Source organism: Mesorhizobium sp. AR02, assembly GCF_024746835.1.
In the GTDB taxonomy this organism is placed as follows: Bacteria; Pseudomonadota; Alphaproteobacteria; order Rhizobiales; family Rhizobiaceae; genus Mesorhizobium.
On record NZ_CP080531.1, the window covers coordinates 2,673,098 to 2,690,559 of the forward strand.

Here is a 17,462-nt window from a genome sequence, read left to right on the forward strand (position 1 = left end):
AGACATGGCCGCGTTAGGACTGACTGCCGACGAAGCGGCGATTGCGATGCCCGGCGCGAAATGCGCCGCCGGATGCGCCGCGTCGTGTTTGGTGATACAGCAAGGGCCGACAGGCCAGCGTGGGAGCAGGCGTGGAAACGGACGTGGAATCCGCACCATCGAGGCTGGACGGCGACATGCCACGCCTGTCCGTGCGCCTGCTTGGCCCGCTGGAAATCGTGCGTGACGGCGTGGCGGTGGGACTGCCGGCGTCGCGCAAGGTGCGCGCACTCCTGGCCTATCTGGCGCTGGCGCCGCACGCCGTGAGCCGCAGCCGCCTGTGCGAGCTGTTGTGGGATGTGCCCAACGATCCCCGCGGCGAGTTGCGCTGGTGCCTGAGCAAGCTGCGCGGCGTACTCGACACGCCGGACCGGCGCCGGGTCACCACGCAGGGCGATACGGTCGCGCTCGATATCGACGGCTGCCTTGTCGATGCGCTGGAGATCAGCCATGCCGCCACGCAAGGGATCGCCACGCTTGATGTGGAGGGGCTGCGCGCGTTGGCCGGACTCTTCGCCGGCGATCTGCTTGACGGGCTGGAGCTGGAGCGAAGCCCGCATTTCAACAGCTGGCTGGTCGCCCAGCGCCGCCGTTTTCAGGCGTGCCACGCCGCCGTATTGGAACAGCTTGCCGTCAACCATCCGGCGGGCTCGCCCGAAATGTCCACGCATCTCGACAAATGGGTCGAGCTGGCGCCATTCGACACGCGCGCGCATCTGGCCTTGCTGTCCAACCTGGCGGAGCGCGGCGCCATGGGCGCGGCCGAGGCGCATCTGGCTTCGGCGGCTCGCCTGTTCCAGTCGGAAGAACTGGACTTCGCCCCGCTTCGCGCGGCCTGGCAGGCAATCCGTGACCAACAGTCCGGCACCTCGCCCAAGGCGCAACCGGCCGGCCTGTCCACACTACCGCAATTGGTCGCCACATCAGATGATGTCGGCACGATCGAGCCAAGCCAGGCGTCGCTGGCGGTGATGCCGTTTGTCGAGGAAAGCGGTGGGCGCGGCGGGCTGGCCGACGGTTTCACCCACGACATCATCACCCGTCTCGCCAAGCTCCGCGATTTCTTCGTCATCGCGCGCGGATCGGTATTCGCGCTGGCGCAGACGACCATCGCGCCGGAGGAAGCCGGCAGAAAACTTGGCGTCGACTATGTCGCCACGGGCACCGTGCGCAGCACGCCCGGCCGCCTGATTGTCAGCGTCGAACTCGTCGAGGTGCGCACGGCCAGGATCGTCTGGGCCGAAACGTTCGAGCGCCGGCCCGACGACCTCTTCACCGTGCTCGACGATATCGGCGACAGCATCGTGTCGTCGATCTCGGCCGAGATCGAAACGGTCGAGCGCAACCGCGCCATGCTGAAGGCGCCCAACTCGCTCAATGCCTGGGAGGCCTACCATCGCGGCCTCTGGCACATGTACCGCTTCACCCAGGCCGAGAACGAGCAGGCGCGGCATTTCTTCGACAAGGCCTTGCTGCTCGACCCGACCTTTGCCCGCGCCTATGCCGGCCTGTCCTTCACCCACTGGCAGAATGCCTTCCAGCGCTGGGGCGACCGCGACCGCGAAAGCGCGCTGGCCTATGAGAGCGCCGGCCACAGCCTGCTTATCGACGACCACAATCCGGCCGCGCACTGGGCAATGGGCCGGGCGCTGTGGCTGCGTGGCGAACACGACGGATCGCTCTCCGAACTGGAACGGGCGGTCGATCTCAGCCCGAATTTCGCGCTCGGCCATTACGCGCTGTCCTTCGTCCATTCGCAGTCGGGCGATCCGCAAGCGGCGATCGGCTCGTCCGACCATTCACGCCATCTCAGCCCCTTCGACCCGCTGCTGTTTGGTATGATGGGCGCACGCGCCATGTCGCATGTCCGGCTCGGCCAGTTCGAGGAAGCTGCCGAATGGGCGCTGAAAGCGGCGGCAAGGCCGAATGCCCACACCATCATCCTGGCGATCGCCGCGCACTGCCTGGCGCTGGCCGGCCGGCTCGACGAGGCGCGCGGCTTTGCCGCCGCCATCCGCAAGACATTGCCGGACTATCGCGCCGACGATTTCATCGGCACCTTCCGCTTCGACCCCGACGCCGAGGCGCTGTTCCGGCAAGGCGCAAGGCGGATCGGGCTCAGCTGATTTCGCGCTTGAGCCCACTCGTTAACGAAGTCGGAAGGAGTTGCTTAACCGTTCACCTCTATGTGACCTCCCCGGGGGGTCCATGGCAAAGTGAGTATGATGAGCGACAGCCCCGACAAGCGCAGCAACGAATGGCGCGCCATTTTTTATGTACAGGCCCGTGTCGCCATCCTGTTCGTCCCGGTGGTCGCCAGCCTGCTGATCATCGCCGCCCTTGCCGGGAACGACCGCAAATCCGTTCCCGATGTCGACCGGACGGTCACAGGGTCCGTGCGATAAAAGGAGCAACAGTCGGCTCTGAGCGCCTGTCGGGAAGCCCCGACCTGGCGGGATGGCTGGGGTATCGATACTTCGCGAGCGGATTCTGAAGCCGCGTCCCGTAACGTGGAAACAGCTCGATTGCGCTCCCTGGAGCTGTTCACCGTTTCACGGAAACGGCGACCCGCTCCTTGTTTTGACGCAATTCCAGACGGAAAATCGTTCACATTTTTCCTGGAATTGCTCTAACAGGCTGTTGAAGAAGTGCTGGCGCGGTTGTTTGGAGCGTGATTCACTTCTCCCCGGATGATTTGGGGATTTGTGGATGCGCGGCTCGGACGAACGGACAGGCTCTCTGTTTTCGTATGTCGATCTTGAGGCGCGGGTTCGACGTGATCATCCGCTGCGGGTGATACGGGAGATCGTTAACGCGGCTCTTGTCGCGATGGATGGCGATTTTGCGGTGCTTTATCCACCCGGGCTCGGCCGCCCGTCGATCGCCCCGGAACGGTTGCTGCGTGCGATGCTGTTGCAGGCCTTCTACGGCATTCGTTCGGAACGTCAGTTGATGGAGCGGATGGAGTTTGATCTTCTGTTTCGCTGGTTCGTGGGGCTTGGCGTTGACGATCCGGCCTGGGATCATTCGAGCTTCACCAAGAACCGGGATCGGCTGTTGGAAGGTGAGATCGCGGCAAAGTTTCTGCGCGCTGTGCTGGCGCAGCCAAAGGTGAAGCGGCTTTTGTCGTCGGATCACTTCTCGGTGGACGGGACGCTGATCGAGGCCTGGGCTTCGATCAAGAGCTTCCGCCGCAAAGACGGAGACGACAACGGTCCGGATGGAGCAGGTCGCAATGCCGAGCGTGGCTTTCATAAGGAGAAGCGCTCCAACGACACACACCAGAGCACGAGCGACCCGCAGGCGCGGCTCTACAAGAAGGGCGACGGGCAGCCGGCGAAGCTCTGCTACATGGGGCATGCGCTGATGGAGAACCGCCATGGGCTGGCGGTCGATGGCGGCATCACCCAGGCCACGGGCACGAGCGAGCGTGATGCCGCGCTCGCCATGTTGGACCGCAGACCGTCGCGGCGGCGCATCACACTGGGTGCCGACAAGGCCTATGACGTGCGCGCTTTCATCAGGGATCTGCGCGAGCGCAAGATCACGCCGCACATCGCCATCGACGGCCATCTGAGCAAAACCGGCAAGCCTCGCGTGACGGCGATCGATGGTCGCACGCGCTCCCATGCCGGCTATGCGGTCAGCCAGCGCTGCCGCAAGCGGATCGAAGAAGTGTTTGGCTGGATCAAGGCCTCGGCCGGCATGGCCAAGGTCAAGCTGCGAGGATGCGCCCGTGTGGGCGCGGCCTTCACCTTGAACCTGGCGGCCTACAATCTGGTCCGCTTGCCCAAGCTGCTGGCAGCGCCGGTATGAGCCTCACCGGCCGCTGGCGGATTGTCGCGATGCCCGACTATGTCGAGGACTATCGCGACATGATGGAGCCCGCCTACATTGAGTTCGCGGCCGATGGCTCCGGGGAATTCGCCTTCGGCTGCGTCACCGGGCAGATCATCGGCGCGGGCGACGGCAACGATGTCGCCTTCTCCTGGCAAGGCAATGACGAAATGGACGAAGCCCAGGGCAATGGCTGGGCTGAAATCCAACCAGACGGCTCCATCAACGGACAAATCTGCTTCCATGGCGGCGACGAAGCTGACTTCGTCGCTCGCAAGTGCACTTCTTCAACAGCCTGCTAACGCGTCTCTAAAGCGACATCCATTGGCATGGGTTTCCCTGGTTGGTTGTGAGGTGGATTCTTGAAGCTTGTCGATGAACACCGCATCCATCAGATCTTCGAAGTCAGCGTATGGCTGAAGGGCGCGCATGCCCTGATCGAATGCATCGGCGGGATTCTGCTTTATGTCGTCACTACCGATGCCATTGCCTCCTGGGTCAATGCCCTCACCGCAGAGGAATTGATCGAAGATCCGAACGACTTCATAGCTGGCCATCTGTCGCAGATGGCAAGCCATTTCTCGATCGCCAGCAAGGAGTTTTATGCCTTCTACCTGCTTAGCCACGGCCTGATAAAGCTGGCCCTGGTTGTCGGGCTTTTGAGAGGCAAGCTCTGGTCGTACCCGGCATCGCTTGCCGCATTGGGCTTGTTCATGATCTACCAGGTCTACCGCTACTCATACACCCATTCATTCGGCCTGCTGGTCCTGACCGTCTTCGATGCTGTCGTCATGGTGTTGATCTGGCACGAGTGGAGGATCGTGCGACAGCACAAGCCGGCATGACGTCTCTGTTCCCTGAACGCCGGCACAAATTGGACCGACGGACCGACGGTAGACGCTGTTGCGGTCCGGCTACAAACGCCTGATCGCAAGGAGCGCCCTGTTTGCCGAGGAACCCCGTGCCCCGTCGAACATTGTCTTCCAGGACAGCCCTGGAGGACATGATGACCCGAGCTTTCGACGTCAACGAAACCACCGAAGAAAATCCCAAGCGCCCGCCGCAGCCTGAGACCGGCGACGACCTCAAGAAAAAGAAGGTTGATGGCAAAGCCTTCCAGGTGAATGAGAACAGCGTCGACAATCCGACACCCGCGCCTGTGACGCCAAAGCGGGACTGATCGCGAGGTCAGGATATCAGGCACGAAAAAGCCCGGGCAACCGGGCTTTTTTTGCGCCTCGGAAACTGACCGCACGGCGCGTGATCTTAATAAAATCGCGGGATAGGACCGTTCTGCGGTGTCGTGCGGTCACCAAGGTCCAGAAAAACCTCGTCGACATAGCACCAGCCCCAGCCTTCCGGCGGGTCGTAGCCCTCGATGACGGGATGGCTGGTGGCGTGGAAATGTTTTGTCGCGTGGCGGTTGGGCGAGTCGTCGCAGCAACCGACATGGCCGCAGGTGCGGCAGAGCCGCAGATGCACCCACCACGAGCCGCTCTTCAGGCATTCCTCGCAGCCGAGCGCGCTGGGCGTGACGTCCTTGATCCCAGCCGCATGCTTGCATTCGTCCGCCATCACACTCTCCTGAACTATCTCTTCGTTGAAGCATGATCTTTTTCCGAAAACCGATCCCCGCTTTTCGGGATCATGCTTTGGGGCGCGACGGTTTGGCTGCCGTCGCGCGCAAGATAAGCATGCAAGGCCGCGACCACCTGGGCCCCTTCGCCGACGGCCGCCGCGACGCGCTTGACCGAGCCGCAGCGCACATCGCCGATGGCGAAAACGCCGCTGCGGCTGGTTTCCATCAGGCCATGCTCCGGTCCGAGTTCCGATCCGGTGCGGACGAAGCCCTTGGCATCCAGCGCCACATTGCATTGCGCAAGCCAGTCGGTGTTGGGGTCGGCGCCGATGAACAGGAAGAGATGGCGGATCGGGCGCGTCGTCTCCTCGCCGCTGACGCGGTTGCGCCAGCGGACAGTGGCAAGATTGCCGTTCTCGCCCTCCAGCGCCTCGATTTCGGTCTCGGTCAGCACCTCGATGTTCGGCTGCGCCTTGATGCGCTCGACCAGATAGCGCGACATGCTGGCATCGAGGCTGCCGCCGCGCGCCAGCAGCGCCACCTTGCGCGCATGGCTGGCCAGGTAAACCGCCGCCTGCCCGGCCGAATTGCCGGCGCCGACCAGCGCCACTTCCTGCCCCGCGCAAAGCCGCCCTTCGATGGGCGAGGCCCAATAGTGCACGGACGTTCCCTCGAACTGCGACAGGTTGGCGACATCGAGACGGCGGTAGCGTGCGCCGCTAGCGATGACCACGGTGCGCGTCCGCACCGTCTCGCCATCGCCGACCTCCAGCAGATAACGGGCGCCTGAATTGTCGGTCGCGGCACTCAACAGCTTCGCCTCGTCGGGGATCACCATTTCGACGCCGAATTTTTGGGCCTGATTGTAGGCACGTGCCATCAGCGCCATGCCGGTAATGCCGGTGGGGAAACCGAGATAGTTCTCGATGCGCGAGGAGGCGCCGGCCTGTCCACCGAAGGCCCGGCAATCGAGCACGATGGTCGACAGCCCTTCGGAGGCCGCATAGACGGCGGCCGCCAGCCCCGCCGGGCCGGCGCCGACGATGGCGACGTCATACAGCGTATCGGCGTCGATCGGCCTGAGCAGGCCGATGCAGCGGGCAAGGTCCTTCTCGCCGGGATTCATCAGCAGCCTGCCATTCGGACACAGCACGACCGGCAGATGATGCGGGTCGACGTCGAAGCGCTCGACCAGGGTTTTCGCGCAGGGGTCGCTGCCGGAATCGAGCACGCGGTGCGGCTGGCCGCTGCGGGCCAAAAACCCTTGCAGCCGCAAGACGTCGGCATTGTCGAGCGGCCCGATGATGATCGGCCCGCTGGTGGCGCTTTCCAAGAGCCCGACACGGCGCAGGATCAGCGCCCGCATGATGCGCTCGCCTAGATTGGCCTCCTGCACCATCAGGTCGCGCACCCGCTGCGAGGGGATGACGAAGGCCTCGACCGGTTCGGCGGCCTCGGCATTGACCAGCGAGGGGCGGGCCGAAAGCTGCGCCAGCTCGCCGACGAAGCTGCCCGGACCATGGGTGACGATCGTCTCGCGCCGACCGAGGCCATCCTGGGTGATGTCGACCTTGCCCGACAACACGACGATCAGGCCGGGCGCGACATCGCCGGCCTTGATGATGTGCTCGCCGGCGGCATAGGCGCTGGCCTCGCCGAACCGGCGCATGCGCTCGATGTCGGCCTCGGTGAGCGTTGGAAAGGCCTGGTCGCGACGGGCGCCGAAGATTGCTGTGCTGGATTGAGACATGGCCGCAAGCGTAGCGAAGCCGTGGCTCGGTTTGAAGCGGTTTGTTCAGGGACTAGCCGCGAGGGGAGGTTTGGTGGACGGCCGCCGCCGCCCTGTTCGTTCCGAGATGACGACTGGGGGCTCAAGGATCGGTCCTGTCGACGGGTCGTCAGCGCCTGACAGCCAATTGTCAGCTGCGTCGTGAGACATTGTCGCCGAATTGCCGCGAAGCCGATTCGCAGGCACGGGATTCAAGGTGGAACGAGCCCATGAAACAGATTGCCCTGTCCCTTTTCGTGATCGCGTCCTCAGGCGCCTATGTAGCCTATGTATGGGACCAGGCAGGCAAGGGTCCTGCCGGCGACCTGATCGACGCTGCTGGGCCCGCCAATGCCACCAAGGACAGCGTGTTGCAGACGCCGCTCGATCCAGCACCTGCTCGGGCCGGCGCCGTTGCGCCATTCGCCTTGACCGCTCCCGCGATCGAACGGCAGGGCGTGCGGCTTGAGCCGCCGGCAACCCGACCGGCCACAGTCGGCAGCGAAATCACCGGCGCGATCGCCGCGCCCGCCCCGAAGCAGCAAGCGGCAAGCGGCAAAGCCGCCGGGGAGCAGCCAATTGCAGCCAGCCAGCCGCAGTTTTCGACCGCGCCAGCGCCAGAACAGACGCCGGCCCAGCTCGTCGCCGATGCCGCGCCGCAAGCAGCGTCCTTCGCCGTAACCCCGGCCGTCTACATCCCCGTTCCCCAGCCGAGGCCGGACTATCCGCGGGCACCCGTCCGCGTCATCAAGGCCGGCATGAAGGCGACCGTGGGTAATAGCACAAAGCCGGCGGGGCATGGCTTTGCCGACGGCACCTACACCGGCCCTGTCGCCGATGCCTATTACGGCCTCATCCAGATCCAGGCTTCCATCCAGGGTGGCCGTCTCACGGCGCTCAAAGTGCTGAAATACCCGTCCGACCGCCGCACTTCGATCAGCATCAACAGGCAGGCGCTGCCGATGTTGCGTGACGAGGCGATCAGCGCGCAAAGCGCCAATGTCGACATCATTTCGGGCGCCACGCTGACCAGCAGGGCCTTCAGACAGTCGCTCGGCGGCGCATTGAAGCAAGCATCCTCCTAGTTCCATGCGCGACACCAGGATTTTGATGGGCATGCCCATCACCGTCGACATCGGCGGCGCCTCAGACAGCGGCCTTGTCGACACGGTCTTCGACTACTTCGAGCACATCGACCGGCGCTTCAGCACCTACAGGAGCGACAGCGAGATTTCGGCCATTAACCGGGGTAATCTTCCGGTCCGCGACTGGAGCGGCGAGATGATGGACGTTCTGGCGCTTGCCGCACAGACGAAAACCCAGACGGACGGATATTTCGATATCCGCAAACCCGACGGTTCGCTAGACCCGTCCGGCATCGTCAAGGGCTGGGCCATCCGCAATGCGGCCGGCATGGTTCAGCGGGCCGGCGTCGGCGATTTCTTCATCGAGGCGGGCGGCGACATCCAGTCCCGCGGCAGGAATGCTTCGGGCCTCGACTGGAGCGTCGGCGTCCGCAATCCCTTCAATGCCGAAGAGATCATCAAGATCGTCTATCCGCGCGGACACGGCGTCGCCACCTCCGGCACCTATGTGCGCGGGCAGCACATCTACAATCCGCTCGGGACCGGCGATCCGATCACCGAAATCGTCAGCCTGACCGTCATCGGGCCGGATGTGTTCGAAGCCGACCGTTTCGCCACCGCCGCCTTCGCCATGGGCCGGGAGGGCATTCTATTTCTCGAACAGATGCCGGACCTCGAGGGTTACGCCGTCGACAGCAACCGTCGAGCCACGCCCACGAGTGGCTTCGGAGCTTTCTGCCAGCCATGATCAAGACCATCGACCGGTTTCTCGACCATCAGACCATGTACCGGCTGGTCCTCTACTACCTGATCGCCTTGCTGGGCACGGCCTTTGTGCTCGGCTTCTTCAAACTTGTGCCGCATGATCCGGTCGCGCTCGCCTTCACGACGGGGCTGATGCTGGCCGCCTGCTGGATCACCAACAGGGTTTTTGCTGCCGTCTTCAAGGTTCCGGCCAACAACGAGTCCGTCTACATCACAGCCCTCATCCTGGCACTCATCCTCGATCCGGTGGCAGTAACGGACCTCAAGGGGATCGGTGCGGTGGTGTTCGCCTGCGTCTGGGCGATTTCATCCAAGTTCATCCTCGCCATCGGCAGGACGCACCTGTTCAATCCGGCCGCGCTGGGTGTGGCGCTGACGGCGCTGCTTCTCGACCAGCCGGCTACCTGGTGGGTGGGCGGCAATTTGCCATTGCTTCCCGTCGTGCTTGCCGGCGGCATCCTCATCGTGCGCAAGCTGCGCCGGCTCGATCTGGTCGTCACCTTCGGTGTCGTCGCGCTGGCGACAATCCTGGCAACCACCGAGCCGTCGCAATACGCCACCGCGTTGACGGAGACGCTGGGCTCATCGCCGCTGCTGTTCTTCGCCTTCGTGATGCTGACCGAGCCGCTGACGGCGCCGACGACACGGTGGCCGCGCATCGCCTTCGCCGCCATCGTCGGCTTTCTGTTCGCTCCCAACATCCATGTCGGCTCGCTCTACTTCACGCCCGAGCTGGCACTTCTGGCGGGCAACCTCTTCGCCTACGCCGTGAGCCCGAAAGGGCGTTTCGTGCTGACGCTCGAACGCATCGAGCAATCGGCCGTAGACAGCTACGATTTCATCTTCAGCTCACCGCGAAAGCTTGCCTTCCAGGCAGGACAGTATCTGGAATGGACGCTTGGTCTCGACCGATCGGACAATCGCGGCAACCGCCGCTATTTCACGGTCGCATCGGCGCCCACGGAGCAATCCATACGACTTGGCGTCAAGTTCTATCCGCAATCGAGCGCTTTCAAGCAGATGCTGGGCACGATGAAGCCAGGCAGCACGATCCACGCCTCCCAACTGGCGGGCGACTTCACCTTGCCGGCCAATCCCCAGACCAAGATTGCCTTCCTGGCCGGCGGCATCGGCATCACGCCATTCCGCTCGATGCTGCAATATCTCATTGACAGCCATGAAAAGCGACCGATCGTCGTCCTCTACGGAGCCGACACCCAGCAGGACATCGCCTATCGCGATGTGCTCGGCGAGGCGAGGCGGGAACTGGGCATCAGGACAGTCTTTGCCGTGGCCCGGGGGGCCGAGCGCGGCCAGTATCCCGGCTATATCGACGCGCGGCTGGTGCGCCTCGCCATCCCCGACTGTCTGGAGCGGACCTTCTACATTTCCGGCCCCCAGGCCATGGTCAAGGCGCTGCGCGACACGCTGCTGGCCATGGGCGTTCGCCGTTCGAGGATAAAGGTCGATTATTTCCCGGGCTTTGCCTGAGTCAGCCGTGCCGGGGCAAGGCTATGGTCACCACCAAGCCGGGATCGGCATTGGTCATCGTCAGGCGTCCGCCATAGGCTTCGACAATGTCCGAGACGATGGCCAGGCCTAGCCCGCTGCTGCCGCCCTTGCTGTCCAACTGCACCCCGCGTGACAGGGCGGATTCCCGGTCCGCATCGGGGATGCCCGGGCCGTCGTCGGCGACGGCGATGGACACCTCGCCGTCGCTTGCCCACGCATTGACCTGGACCGAGGATCTTGCGAAGCGCGCCGCGTTCTCCACCAGATTGCCCAGGATCTCCGAAAGGTCGCCCTCATCGACCGGCGCCATGAAATCCTTCGCGACGTCGATCAGGAACGAGAGCTGCTTGCCGCCCGGCGTGCGCTTGATGACGGCGATGACGCCGGCCGCGGTTTCCCTGACCCGGCACGATGCCTTGCCGGAAACGCCGGGCGCCAGACGGGCGCGCGCGAGTTCGCGCTCGACATGACGTCGGATCGCTCCGGCGCTCTTCTCGATCTCGTCGGCCAGCTCGGTTTCGCCCTTCCCGCGCAGGGCCCGGATGTCGGCCGACAGCACCTGCAGTGGCGTCTTGAGGCCATGCGCCAGGTCGGTGGCGCGCGACCGGGCGCGTGCAAGGGCCTTCTCCTGCGCATCGAGGAGCCGGTTGATTTCGTCGGCGAGCGGCTGCACCTCGCTCGGCGCCGCCACGTCCAGTCGTGCCGTCCGCTGCGCGATCACGTTTCGAACGGCGACCCTCAGGTTTTCCAGCGGCGCGAGGCCAACGGTGATCTGGATGAAGAAGGCCACCATGAGGGCGGCGGCGAGCAGGATGAGCGCCGGGACGAGATCGCGAACATATTCGTGCACCGACACTGTGACGCTGCGATGGTCTTCCGCCACGATGGCACGAAACGACCGGCCGTCGGCATCGGTTATGGTGCGCACGACGGCTAGGGTGAGTTCGCCGCCAGGCCCCTTGAGCTCCTCGATCTTTCTCAATTCGCCGCTCGCCCCCTGGTCGGGCAACGCAAGCTTTGCGTCCCACAACGAACGCGAGCGCACCAGGCTATGGCTGGCCAGGTCTTCCACCTGCCAGTAATGACCGGACAGCGGATTGATGAAGCGCGGGTCGGTCAGGTCGGATTTGACCGACAGCCGGCCGTCGGCCGCGAAGCTGGTCGCGCCGATCAGTTCGTTGAGATCGATAGTCAGTTCTCCGACGATGCGCCGCTCGACATTCTTTTCGAACAGATAGCGCAGCCCGACCCCGGCAATGGCAAGGGCGACAAGGATCGAAATGGTTGCCGCCGACCAGAGCCTGAAGCGGATCGAATTGCCCATCAGGACGGCTCGTCGGGCACGAAATATCCGAATCCGCGCCGCGTCTCGATGACGTCGTTGCCGAGCTTGCGGCGCAGGCGCGCGACAATGACCTCGATTGCGTTCGGATCGCGATCATTGCCGGAATCATACAAATGCTCGGCAAGCTCGGTCGGCGCCACCACGCGCCCGGCATGATGCATCAGGAACGCCATCAGCCGGTATTCCAGCGGCGACAGCGCGACGGGAACGCCGCGCAGCGAAATGCGCATCTGGCGCGTGTCGAGAAGCAGCGGTCCGGATTTCAGCACCGGTGCCGCCTGGCCTGTCGAACGGCGCAGGATCGCGCGCAGCCGCGCCAGCAGCTCGTCCATTTCGAACGGCTTGGGCAGGTAGTCGTCAGCGCCGGCATTGATGCCTTCGACGCGCTCGGTCCAAAGGCCCCGCGCCGTCAGGATCAAAACAGGAAAGCGGCGCGTATTGGCCCGCCAGCGCTTCAGCACCGTCAGGCCATCGAGTTTCGGCAATCCGAGATCCAGGATCGCCGCGTCGTAGTTCTCGACATCACCCGCGAACCAGGCAGCTTCTCCGTCGCGCACGGTGTCGACGGCCATTCCCGCGGCCTTGAGCACCGCCGCTATGTCGCCGGCGATACGGGGTTCATCCTCGGCAAGGAGTATCTTCATCAATCGCCGCCCCTGCCGCGCATCAGCACTCCGGCGCCGGCGTCCACGTCGACGATCCTGCGGCGTCCGTCAGCGGCAACGACCTGGAAGCGATAGACCCACCGGTCGCCCATCCGGATAAAATCGACAGCCACGATGTCGCCTGGAGCATCGGCGTGGACCACGCCCAGTATGTTGGCCAGGCCCTTTATTTCGCCACGCTCGTAAAGGTCCCGCGCCCGGTCGTGATCGCCGTCGTCATCCTCGTCGGCGCGGGCGTGGAACGGTCGAAGCAGGACAAGCCCGACCAGGCTCGCCGTCGCCAAACGTTTCAGTATCGGTTTCATCCAAGGGCCATGTAGCAGACCTTGTGTTTCAATCCGGCTCGTCATCTGGCCAGTCTCCTGGTCCGGAAACACGACAAAATGCATCGGCCTGCCGACGTTTGACTCGCGATCAGGAGCCACTTGTCCCCGGCAGCATTCGCCTGAGCACGTCATCCCTGCGGACATAGTGATGCCAGAGCGCGGCCGCCGCATGCAGTCCGGCAAGGATGAGGATGAGATTGGCGCAGAGGCTGTGCAGTTCCCTTATGGTTCGGGCCGTGGCGCTGTCCGCGGAGACCGGAGCCGGGATGGTGAAGAGGCCGAAGAAACTCAAGGCGTCGCCCCTGTACCAGGTCACCAGGATGCCAAGAACCGGAATGGCGACAAGCAGCGCGTAAAGCATGAGATGCGCGATCTTCGCCACCCATCGTTCCAGCTCTGACATTTCCTGCGGCAGCCCCGGGGTTCCCAAGGTCAGGCGCAGGCCAATGCGGATGACGACCAGCGCGAACAGCAGCATCCCGAACGAGATATGGAACCACCAGACGAGCGCCCGGCCAGGGTCGTTGCGTGGAAAGATATCCGCGACATAAGTCAGGCCGTAAAGGCCGATAACCAGCAGAAACACGGCCCAATGCATGGCCTTCTGTGCGCTTGTGTAGGTAGGATTCATGCTGGGCCATCCAATTTTGAATGTTTCTAAACTAGCCGCGATCATGTCAAAGCTTTGTCAGGTGGCCCCTTCGACCGCAATCGAGGAGGCAGTGACGGTTTCCCCGACGAGAGCGGTTCTGGAATCGGGCTTTGGCGATCGTGATCTGGCGGGACATTGGCTGGAGGGACCTGTCAATTCGCTGACAATCCGGCACCGGACAACGCCGATATGCCGGACAAAGAAAAAGCCCGGACGAACCGGGCTTTTTCTTTTGGGTCTCTGAACCATCGAATGGTTCGAAACGGGAATTTGGTGCCCAGAAGAGGACTCGAACCTCCACTCCTTGCGGAACACGGACCTGAACCGTGCGCGTCTACCAATTCCGCCATCTGGGCTGGTGCGGGCTCATGTAAGCGGGCAAGCGATTGCTGTCAACGCGCTTTTTTCAAAGCGGTTCGCGGCTTGCCGGCTCAGCTGTCCAGCACTTCCTTCGACGCCACGGTCGAATCGGCGTTGAGCTGGTAAATGACCGGCACGCCGGTGCCGAGTTCCAGCTTGACGATCTCCTCGCCCGACTTGCCGTCCAGCGCCATGATCAGCGCGCGCAGCGAATTGCCGTGGGCTGCGACCAGCACGGTGCCGCCGCGCAGCACGTGCGACTGCATGTCATGCAGGTAGTAGGGCCAGACGCGGGCGCCGGTGTCCTTCAGGCTTTCGCCGCCGGGCGGCGGCACGTCATAGGAGCGGCGCCAGACATGCACCTGCTCCTCGCCCCATTTCTTGCGGGCGTCGTCCTTGTTGAGGCCCGAGAGGTCGCCATAGTCGCGCTCGTTGAGCGCCTGGTCGCGGATGGTCTTCAGATCGCTCTGGCCGACCGCGTCCAGAATATGCTGGCAGGTTTTTTGCGCCCGCGTCAGCGCCGAGGTGAAGGCGATGTCGAACTTCAGGCCGCGCGCCTTGAGTTTCTGGCCGGCGGCCTTGGCCTCGGCATGGCCCTGCTCGGTCAGGTCGACATCGCGCCAGCCGGTGAACAGGTTCTTCAAATTCCATTCGCTCTGGCCATGGCGCACGAGCACGAGAGTTCTCGACATTTTTACTCCCTTCAAGAGAAAAGTGTGAAGCGGGTTTCCGTCCGGAATTGCGTTAAAACAAGGTGGTTGTGGTTTGCTCAGCTGAGCCCGAGCACGTCCCGCATCGAATACAGCCCTGGCTTCTTGCCACGTGCCCAAAGGGCCGCCTTGACGGCGCCGCGGGCGAAGATGGCGCGGTCCTCGGCATGATGGGACAGCGTGATGCGCTCGCCGGTGCCGGCCAGGATCACGCTATGGTCGCCGACCACCGAGCCGCCGCGCAGCGTCGCAAAGCCGATCGAGCCGGTCTTTCGCACACCCGTGTGGCCGTCGCGTGAACGCACATCGTTGCCGGCCAGCGCGATGCCGCGCCCGGCAGCGGCGGCCTCGCCGAGCAAAAGTGCGGTGCCCGAGGGCGCGTCGACCTTGTGTTTGTGATGCATTTCGAGGATTTCGATGTCGAAATCGTCGGCGTCCAGCGCGCGCGCCGCCTGTTCGACCAGTACCGCCAGGAGATTGACGCCGAGGCTCATATTGCCCGACTTGACGATCGTCGCGTGGCGTGCCGCGGCCGCGATCTTCGCATTGTCGTCGGCCGAACAACCGGTCGTGCCGATGACATGGACGATGCGCGCCTGCGCGGCGTAGCCGGCGAACTCAACTGATGAGGCCGGCGTGGTGAAGTCGAGCACGCCGGCGGCCTTGGCGAAGACCGGCAGCGGATCGTCGCTGATCGGCACATTGATGATGCCGATGCCCGCCAGCTCGCCGGCATCCTTGCCCAGATGAGGCGAATCCGCACGCTCGACCGCGCCGATGACGCGGGCGCCCGGAATGGTATGGATGGCGCGGATCAGCGTCTGCCCCATGCGGCCGGCAGCACCGACCACCACAAGGCCCATATCGCTTGCCGGCTTGCCGGTTGCTGATGTCTCGCTCATGCCATGCTCCGGGCGATGTTCTGGGTTTCGATGTCCTCGACCGAAGTCTCGATCGGCGCGCTGTCGTCGACAAGCCCCAGACCCTTCTTGCCCTGGATGCGGTGGAAGCGGGCATAGATGCTGTTCGGATCGGCCATCAGCGTCGCGTGCGTGCCTTCCTCGACCAGCCGTCCCTCTTCCAGCACTATGATGTGGTCGGCATTGACCACCGTCGACAGCCTATGCGCGATGACGATCGTCGTGCGGCCTTGCATGACATGCGTCAGCGCCTCCTGGACGCGCGCCTCCGCCTCATTGTCGAGCGCCGAGGTCGCCTCATCGAGCAGCAGGACCGGCGCCTGGCGCACGATGGCGCGGGCGATCGAGACGCGCTGGCGCTGGCCGCCGGAAAGGGTCGAGCCGCCTTCGCCGACCGGCGTATCGTAACCTTGCGGCTGCTGGCGGATGAACTCGTCGGCTGCCGCCTGTTTCGCCGCCTGCTCGATCTCGGCGTCCGTGGCCGACAGGCGGCCGTAGCGGATGTTGTCGCGGATCGTGCCCTCGAACAGATAGGGCGCCTGCGCCACATAGGCGATCGACTGCCGCAGCGAATGCTTGGTCACCTTCGAGATGTCCTGGCCATCGACCTCGATGCTGCCCTGGTCGACGTCGTAGAAGCGCTGCAAGAGCGCCACCAGCGTCGATTTGCCGGCACCCGACGCACCGACGATCGCCGTGACCTTGCCGGCGGCGGCGGTAAAGCTCAGATCTCTCAGCACCGGCATGTCAGCGCTGTAGCCGAACGTCACATTGTCGAAGCGCACCTCGCCGGTGGTGATCCTGGCCTCGACAGCATCGGGCACGTCGCCCTGTTTCGGCTCCAGGTCGAGCAACTCGTAGATCATGCGCGCGTTGACCAGCGCACGTTCCATGCCCACCTGTGTGCGCGCCAGGCGTCTTGCCGGATCGTAGGCCATGATCAGCGCGGTGATGAAGGAAAACACCGCGCCCGGCGGCTGCCCAAGATACAGCGCCCGGTAGCCGGAATAGGCGACCACGGCGGTAATGGCGAGACCGCCGAGAATCTCGGAAATCGGCGACAGCCGCTCCGCGACGCGGGCGATCTTGTTGTTACGCTGCTCGGCCGTATCGGCCATGATGCCGATGCGGCGCGCCAGCTCGGCCTCCAAGGTGAAGGCCTTGACGATGGCGATGCCTTGCGTGGCCTCCTGCACGGACCCGTTCAGCCGCGAATTGATCAGCACGGATTCCCGGTTGATACGCCGCAGTCGGCGGGTGATGTAGACGACGGCCCAGATCAGCGGTGGGCCGATCAGCAGCGAGCTGAGCGACAACACCGGATCCTGGTAGATCATCACGCCGACGAGGGCGACCAGCGAGACTGCGTCGCGGCTGATGGAGGTCAGTGTCAGCGACAGCAGGTCGCGAACGCCGCCGACATTCTCGCTGACCTGTGCCGCCAGCCGGCCGGAACGCGTGTCGTTGAAGAAGTTGACGCCGAGCTTCATCAGATGATCGAAGGTGCGTTTCTGGTAACGCGCGACCAGGTTGTTGCCGATCTTGGCCAACGCGACTGCCTGGCCGTAACCGGCGAAGCCGCGCAACAGGGAGGCTCCCATGAAACCGGCGCAGACCCAGAAGATTATGTCGCTGCGCCGCTCGACGAATATCCCATCGATCATCGGGGCCATGATCCATGCCAGAAACGCAGTGGTACCGGAAACAATCAGTAGGCAAGAGACGGCAACGACATAGGTCCAGCGATATTCGTCGCCGTTTTCAGCGAGGATGCGGCGGAGCACCGCCGTGACCTCGCCGGGCTGGACTTTTTGTTTGGGGGCTTGAAGTGTCAAATCAGGAGCGCTTTGTGGTTTCCGCCTCGTGGGACCGGGCTGCAAATTCGGCACCCCTCTTAAC

At 63.9% G+C, this 17,462-nt stretch carries 18 protein-coding genes and 1 tRNA gene; 9 read left to right on the top strand and 10 right to left on the bottom strand.

Annotated features, from left to right (window positions below; genetic code table 11):
* Positions 1-176: 176 nt before the first annotated feature.
* The 6 genes from DBIPINDM_RS16885 (at position 177) to DBIPINDM_RS16910 (ending at position 5,056) form a co-directional block, all read left to right on the top strand.
* Positions 177-2,165: a transcriptional regulator gene (locus DBIPINDM_RS16885; protein ID WP_258588305.1), complete on the top strand. Its 1,989-nt coding sequence runs from the start codon at positions 177-179 to the stop codon at positions 2,163-2,165.
* Between the two features lie 99 nt (positions 2,166-2,264).
* Positions 2,265-2,444 carry a hypothetical protein gene (locus DBIPINDM_RS16890; RefSeq protein ID WP_258588306.1) on the top strand — a complete coding sequence of 60 codons (180 nt, stop codon included), beginning with the start codon at positions 2,265-2,267 and terminating at the stop codon, positions 2,442-2,444.
* Positions 2,445-2,748: 304 nt separating this feature from the next.
* Positions 2,749-3,855, top strand: coding sequence for an IS5 family transposase (locus DBIPINDM_RS16895; protein ID WP_258584194.1), 1,107 nt, complete (start codon positions 2,749-2,751; stop codon positions 3,853-3,855).
* A complete protein-coding gene (locus tag DBIPINDM_RS16900; protein WP_258582457.1) occupies positions 3,852-4,178 on the top strand; it encodes a hypothetical protein in 327 nt (108 codons plus the stop codon). Before DBIPINDM_RS16895 ends, DBIPINDM_RS16900 begins: the two co-directional genes overlap by 4 nt.
* A gap of 60 nt (positions 4,179-4,238) precedes the next feature.
* A complete protein-coding gene (locus DBIPINDM_RS16905; protein WP_258588307.1) occupies positions 4,239-4,721 on the top strand; it encodes a DUF2127 domain-containing protein in 483 nt (160 codons plus the stop codon).
* A gap of 161 nt (positions 4,722-4,882) precedes the next feature.
* Positions 4,883-5,056, top strand: coding sequence for a hypothetical protein (locus DBIPINDM_RS16910; RefSeq protein ID WP_258588308.1), 174 nt, complete (start codon positions 4,883-4,885; stop codon positions 5,054-5,056).
* Positions 5,057-5,142: 86 nt separating this feature from the next.
* Here the strand turns inward: DBIPINDM_RS16910 and DBIPINDM_RS16915 are convergent, their stop codons facing one another.
* Together DBIPINDM_RS16915 and DBIPINDM_RS16920 are read right to left on the bottom strand one after the other, a co-directional pair.
* Positions 5,143-5,451, bottom strand: a complete 309-nt coding sequence (locus DBIPINDM_RS16915; RefSeq protein WP_015314705.1) for a UBP-type zinc finger domain-containing protein — start codon at positions 5,449-5,451, stop codon at positions 5,143-5,145.
* Between the two features lie 14 nt (positions 5,452-5,465).
* On the bottom strand, positions 5,466-7,205 hold the full coding sequence (locus DBIPINDM_RS16920; protein WP_258588309.1) for an FAD-dependent oxidoreductase: 1,740 nt from the start codon (positions 7,203-7,205) through the stop codon (positions 5,466-5,468).
* A gap of 248 nt (positions 7,206-7,453) precedes the next feature.
* Between DBIPINDM_RS16920 and DBIPINDM_RS16925 the strand changes: the two genes are divergently transcribed.
* The 3 genes from DBIPINDM_RS16925 to DBIPINDM_RS16935 are packed head-to-tail and all read left to right on the top strand — an operon-like array spanning position 7,454 to position 10,564.
* On the top strand, positions 7,454-8,308 hold the full coding sequence (locus tag DBIPINDM_RS16925; RefSeq protein WP_258588310.1) for an FMN-binding protein: 855 nt from the start codon (positions 7,454-7,456) through the stop codon (positions 8,306-8,308).
* 31 nt (positions 8,309-8,339) lie between these two features.
* On the top strand, positions 8,340-9,056 hold the full coding sequence (locus DBIPINDM_RS16930) for an FAD:protein FMN transferase (protein ID WP_258588311.1): 717 nt from the start codon (positions 8,340-8,342) through the stop codon (positions 9,054-9,056).
* Positions 9,053-10,564 carry an RnfABCDGE type electron transport complex subunit D gene (locus tag DBIPINDM_RS16935; protein ID WP_258588312.1) on the top strand — a complete coding sequence of 504 codons (1,512 nt, stop codon included), beginning with the start codon at positions 9,053-9,055 and terminating at the stop codon, positions 10,562-10,564. Before DBIPINDM_RS16930 ends, DBIPINDM_RS16935 begins: the two co-directional genes overlap by 4 nt.
* 1 nt (position 10,565) lies before the next feature.
* Here the strand turns inward: DBIPINDM_RS16935 and DBIPINDM_RS16940 are convergent, their stop codons facing one another.
* The 8 genes from DBIPINDM_RS16940 to DBIPINDM_RS16975 form a co-directional block, all read right to left on the bottom strand.
* Entirely contained in the window at positions 10,566-11,909 is a 1,344-nt protein-coding gene (locus DBIPINDM_RS16940) for a sensor histidine kinase (protein WP_258588313.1), read from the bottom strand.
* Positions 11,909-12,574 carry a response regulator transcription factor gene (locus DBIPINDM_RS16945; RefSeq protein ID WP_183464532.1) on the bottom strand — a complete coding sequence of 222 codons (666 nt, stop codon included), beginning with the start codon at positions 12,572-12,574 and terminating at the stop codon, positions 11,909-11,911. Before DBIPINDM_RS16945 ends, DBIPINDM_RS16940 begins: the two co-directional genes overlap by 1 nt.
* Positions 12,574-12,900 (bottom strand): PepSY domain-containing protein, encoded by a 327-nt coding sequence (locus tag DBIPINDM_RS16950; RefSeq protein ID WP_258588314.1) that lies wholly within the window; start codon positions 12,898-12,900, stop codon positions 12,574-12,576. The genes DBIPINDM_RS16945 and DBIPINDM_RS16950 overlap by 1 nt, the downstream gene beginning before the upstream one ends.
* A 109-nt stretch (positions 12,901-13,009) precedes the next feature.
* On the bottom strand, positions 13,010-13,552 hold the full coding sequence (locus DBIPINDM_RS16955; RefSeq protein ID WP_258588315.1) for a cytochrome b: 543 nt from the start codon (positions 13,550-13,552) through the stop codon (positions 13,010-13,012).
* Between the two features lie 292 nt (positions 13,553-13,844).
* Positions 13,845-13,929: transfer RNA gene (locus tag DBIPINDM_RS16960), tRNA-Leu, on the bottom strand.
* A 75-nt stretch (positions 13,930-14,004) separates the two neighbouring features.
* Entirely contained in the window at positions 14,005-14,625 is a 621-nt protein-coding gene (locus tag DBIPINDM_RS16965) for a 2,3-bisphosphoglycerate-dependent phosphoglycerate mutase (RefSeq protein ID WP_258588316.1), read from the bottom strand.
* Between the two features lie 77 nt (positions 14,626-14,702).
* A complete protein-coding gene (gene dapB, locus DBIPINDM_RS16970) occupies positions 14,703-15,545 on the bottom strand; it encodes a 4-hydroxy-tetrahydrodipicolinate reductase (protein WP_258588317.1) in 843 nt (280 codons plus the stop codon).
* A complete protein-coding gene (locus tag DBIPINDM_RS16975; RefSeq protein WP_258588318.1) occupies positions 15,542-17,398 on the bottom strand; it encodes an ABC transporter ATP-binding protein in 1,857 nt (618 codons plus the stop codon). Before DBIPINDM_RS16975 ends, dapB begins: the two co-directional genes overlap by 4 nt.
* Positions 17,399-17,462 lie beyond the last annotated feature (64 nt).